Below are 2,806 nucleotides of genomic sequence, written 5' to 3'. Positions count from 1 at the left end.
GGATAATCTTTTTCAGATTCAATCAATAATTGAACCGCTCTTTCTCTGATTTCAGGGGTATATTTTAATTTTGTCATCGGGATAGTCTCTCAGAATATTGACTCTCCGACAAACCCGGTACGATTCAGTTTCATTAAAAAGCTTTATTGTTGCTGCTGACGCTATAATTAAAAATTATATTAGACTTCTTTCATAAATCATTTTTTACTCAGCTCCAAGTTATAGATTCCAGCAATTAAATTGAATCTCAAACCGAGTCTTTTCCCTCTATTTCGATAACGTTCGGCAAGGATCTTGAAGGTTTTCAGGCTGCCAAATACATGCTCAATACCTATTCTTCTTTTATTGATTTCCTGATTATAGATTTTTAGTTCAGGATCCAATTTACAACGTTTTTTTGCTTTTAATGGCAACAGGCTATTCGGATACAATGCATAAATTCCCTGATAGCCTTTATCTGCAAGAACAAAGGCTTCTGAAGGAATCAGCTTTATGTTTCTTTTAAATAGCTCGAAATCATGTACAGCACCGCGACTGCTACATAAACTCAGTATTTGCTTAGTCTTGTAGTGAATCATGGCCTGTACTTTGAAGGTATGGGTCTTTTTCTTGCCGCTATAGCTTTTCTTCTGTTTTTTTAGGCCTTTGGATTGGAATTTCTGTGGCATCTACGATCACAACATTCCAGTCTATGCCTTCACCTTCGGGCAAATCTTTGGGTAAATTAAAAAGATTGGAGCGAATCAGGCAGTCTTCAACATGACGTACAATTCGTGAGGCTGTGGGCTCTGAAACCCCGTAACTCGTCGCAACGTGAAATAAGGTTCGGTATTCCCGCCAATAGCTCAGACAGAGCAGAACCTGATCCTCCAGGCTTAACTTGGGCTGTCTGCCTTTAGCTGGAACATGCTTCTGCAATTGCTCAACCATTAAATAAAAGGTTGACCATGAGATGCCCGTATATCGCTTAAACTGTGTTTCAGAAAGCTTCTTTGAATTGATGTATTTCATCCGCAGATTATGCACGAATGCTAAGAAAATTAGAGTGAAAATATCAATCAAAAAGGTGGTCATTTTTTGATTTATGAAAGAGATCTATTACAGATAATTTTGGATCGGAATATCCATCTGCCATTAAACAAGCTGCTTTACTATTAATTGAATACTGGGAACAGCACAGAAAAGATGGGGGAGAGGTGTCTGTGAATGGTAACTACCTGCCAATACCCGTACTCTCTTTGCTTAATCTATATCGTAAGCCCACTGTTTGATAGGTGATGTAGATAATTGTATGTATCTTTAGGCATGGGATATTTGAAATTATGATAATTGCAATTGAGAATTATTTGCATTTATTGGGTTTGTACGTTAAAATCGATTTCAAGAATAAAATAAAATTCAACAATGATGTTTCATTAACCCAGCTCTATTGATTCTCCAGAGGCTGTTTTTTTTATCTACTTTAACAAAGAAAAAAATTAGGTTAAATTATACCAATTGTTAAAATAAATATGAGAAGAATAGACCATGAATAAAAAATTTGAATTACATGTACTCAGCCAAATCTATGACTTTCTAATGGAAAGAGAAGGATTCACTGCTCTGAATCTTCATTTTAAGGTTATGGAATTTTTTAGGGAGTTACATGTAGGGGATAAGAGAGATTTTGTTATTTTGGCACCGAATAAAATTTCAGGTAATTTCGGTGAGGTTACTCATATTCATTTATTAAATATTCCACATTTCCATGAAAAGGACAAATTCATTCATTGGGCACATAAAGCTCTAAATCGCCAAGCGTCTCATCTGTAAAGAAAGAGAATGGGGTTGTTTCATAAATTAAACATTGAAATCTTTAGATTTTGATAAGTTATATTTTTAAATCGTGTTAGGCAAAAATGATGAAAATATTTGCAATAGTAAGTTTAGTTTTAATGCTGGGATTAACGGCATGCCAAAAAAGAGATACAGATACGAAAGAACAGGATAAAACTACAACGCCACATTCCATGGATAAAGATCAGTAAGAAAAAGCTCGCCAAATGGTGGGCTTTTTCAAGAGTTAAAATGGTATAGTAGGGCTGTCCTTTAAGTACTTTTTTCTATGTCTGAAACCTATAAATACATTTACACCCAAATTAGTACATTTGGGTCATTACCTACACATAAAGTTCTTATAAGTAGTGTAGGAAGGAAGACAAAATTAGTTTTCGCTGATAATACTTTTGTTTATAGTACAGTTTCAGATTGGGCTTTAAGTCATTCGGGTCTTGATTCTAGGAAATCAATATGGTCTGAAGAGCCTAAATCATTTTTAGACAGTGAAAAAACAAGATTAAGCATCTATAGAGCCTCACATCCTGCTTTTATCACTGAAGCAAGCATTGGTTAAGCACTAGAATTTGTATGTTGCTCATGTAATAACTGCTTATATTACAAATAAAGTTTGCTTTGTGGGTGCTTAGGGCGTATAAAGCTAACTCGTTGATGCGGGATGGAGCAGTCTGGTAGCTCGTCGGGCTCATAACCCGAAGGTCGTTGGTTCAAATCCAGCTCCCGCTACCAACGAAAAAGATTCAAAGTTTATAGCCTAGTCTTCACAGATTAGGCTTTTTTTATGGCTGGTTAATTTTATACATAGCGGTTTTTAAGAACGTGCTTTTATACAAGTTACTGGAATGAATCGTACCGGGTTTGTCGGAGAGTCAATATTCTGAGAGACTATCCCGATGACAAAATTAAAATATACCCCTGAAATCAGAGAAAGAGCGGTTCAATTATTGATTGAATCTGAAAAAGATTATCC

Annotated in this window: 5 protein-coding genes and 1 tRNA gene; 4 read left to right on the top strand and 2 right to left on the bottom strand. The window is 35.5% G+C overall.

The window, feature by feature from the left end; translation table 11 throughout:
• Positions 1-197: 197 nt before the first annotated feature.
• Both MF4640_RS18455 and MF4640_RS18450 read right to left on the bottom strand, forming a co-directional pair.
• Complete coding sequence (locus MF4640_RS18455) at positions 198-668, bottom strand: transposase family protein (protein ID WP_078390474.1); 471 nt, start codon at positions 666-668, stop codon at positions 198-200.
• A complete protein-coding gene (locus tag MF4640_RS18450) occupies positions 616-1,074 on the bottom strand; it encodes a transposase family protein (RefSeq protein WP_101495499.1) in 459 nt (152 codons plus the stop codon). Before MF4640_RS18450 ends, MF4640_RS18455 begins: the two co-directional genes overlap by 53 nt.
• Positions 1,075-1,527: 453 nt before the next feature.
• Between MF4640_RS18450 and MF4640_RS18440 the strand changes: the two genes are divergently transcribed.
• The 4 genes from MF4640_RS18440 to MF4640_RS18430 all read left to right on the top strand — a co-directional run bounded on the left by MF4640_RS18440 (position 1,528) and on the right by MF4640_RS18430 (position 2,565).
• Positions 1,528-1,812 (top strand): hypothetical protein, encoded by a 285-nt coding sequence (locus MF4640_RS18440; protein ID WP_078390472.1) that lies wholly within the window; start codon positions 1,528-1,530, stop codon positions 1,810-1,812.
• An 89-nt stretch (positions 1,813-1,901) separates the two neighbouring features.
• Complete coding sequence (locus MF4640_RS19860; protein ID WP_017397253.1) at positions 1,902-2,027, top strand: hypothetical protein; 126 nt, start codon at positions 1,902-1,904, stop codon at positions 2,025-2,027.
• Between the two features lie 77 nt (positions 2,028-2,104).
• Complete coding sequence (locus MF4640_RS18435; RefSeq protein WP_078390471.1) at positions 2,105-2,392, top strand: hypothetical protein; 288 nt, start codon at positions 2,105-2,107, stop codon at positions 2,390-2,392.
• 96 nt (positions 2,393-2,488) lie between these two features.
• A tRNA-Met gene (locus tag MF4640_RS18430) sits at positions 2,489-2,565 on the top strand.
• The last annotated feature ends 241 nt before the right edge of the window (positions 2,566-2,806 follow it).

This window comes from Acinetobacter sp. MF4640, from assembly GCF_002018895.1.
Taxonomy (GTDB): domain Bacteria; phylum Pseudomonadota; class Gammaproteobacteria; order Pseudomonadales; family Moraxellaceae; genus Acinetobacter; species Acinetobacter johnsonii.
Note: the sequence above shows the minus strand (reverse complement) of the source record. Positions and strands in the feature narration are given on the sequence as shown.

Coding starts and splice junctions, on each gene's coding strand:
- MF4640_RS18455 (WP_078390474.1), bottom strand. CDS start 668: ATGCCACAGAAATTCCAATCCAAAGGCCTAAAAAAACAGAAGAAAAGC.
- MF4640_RS18450 (WP_101495499.1), bottom strand. CDS start 1,074: ATGACCACCTTTTTGATTGATATTTTCACTCTAATTTTCTTAGCATTC.
- MF4640_RS18440 (WP_078390472.1), top strand. CDS start 1,528: ATGAATAAAAAATTTGAATTACATGTACTCAGCCAAATCTATGACTTT.
- MF4640_RS19860 (WP_017397253.1), top strand. CDS start 1,902: ATGAAAATATTTGCAATAGTAAGTTTAGTTTTAATGCTGGGATTAACG.
- MF4640_RS18435 (WP_078390471.1), top strand. CDS start 2,105: ATGTCTGAAACCTATAAATACATTTACACCCAAATTAGTACATTTGGG.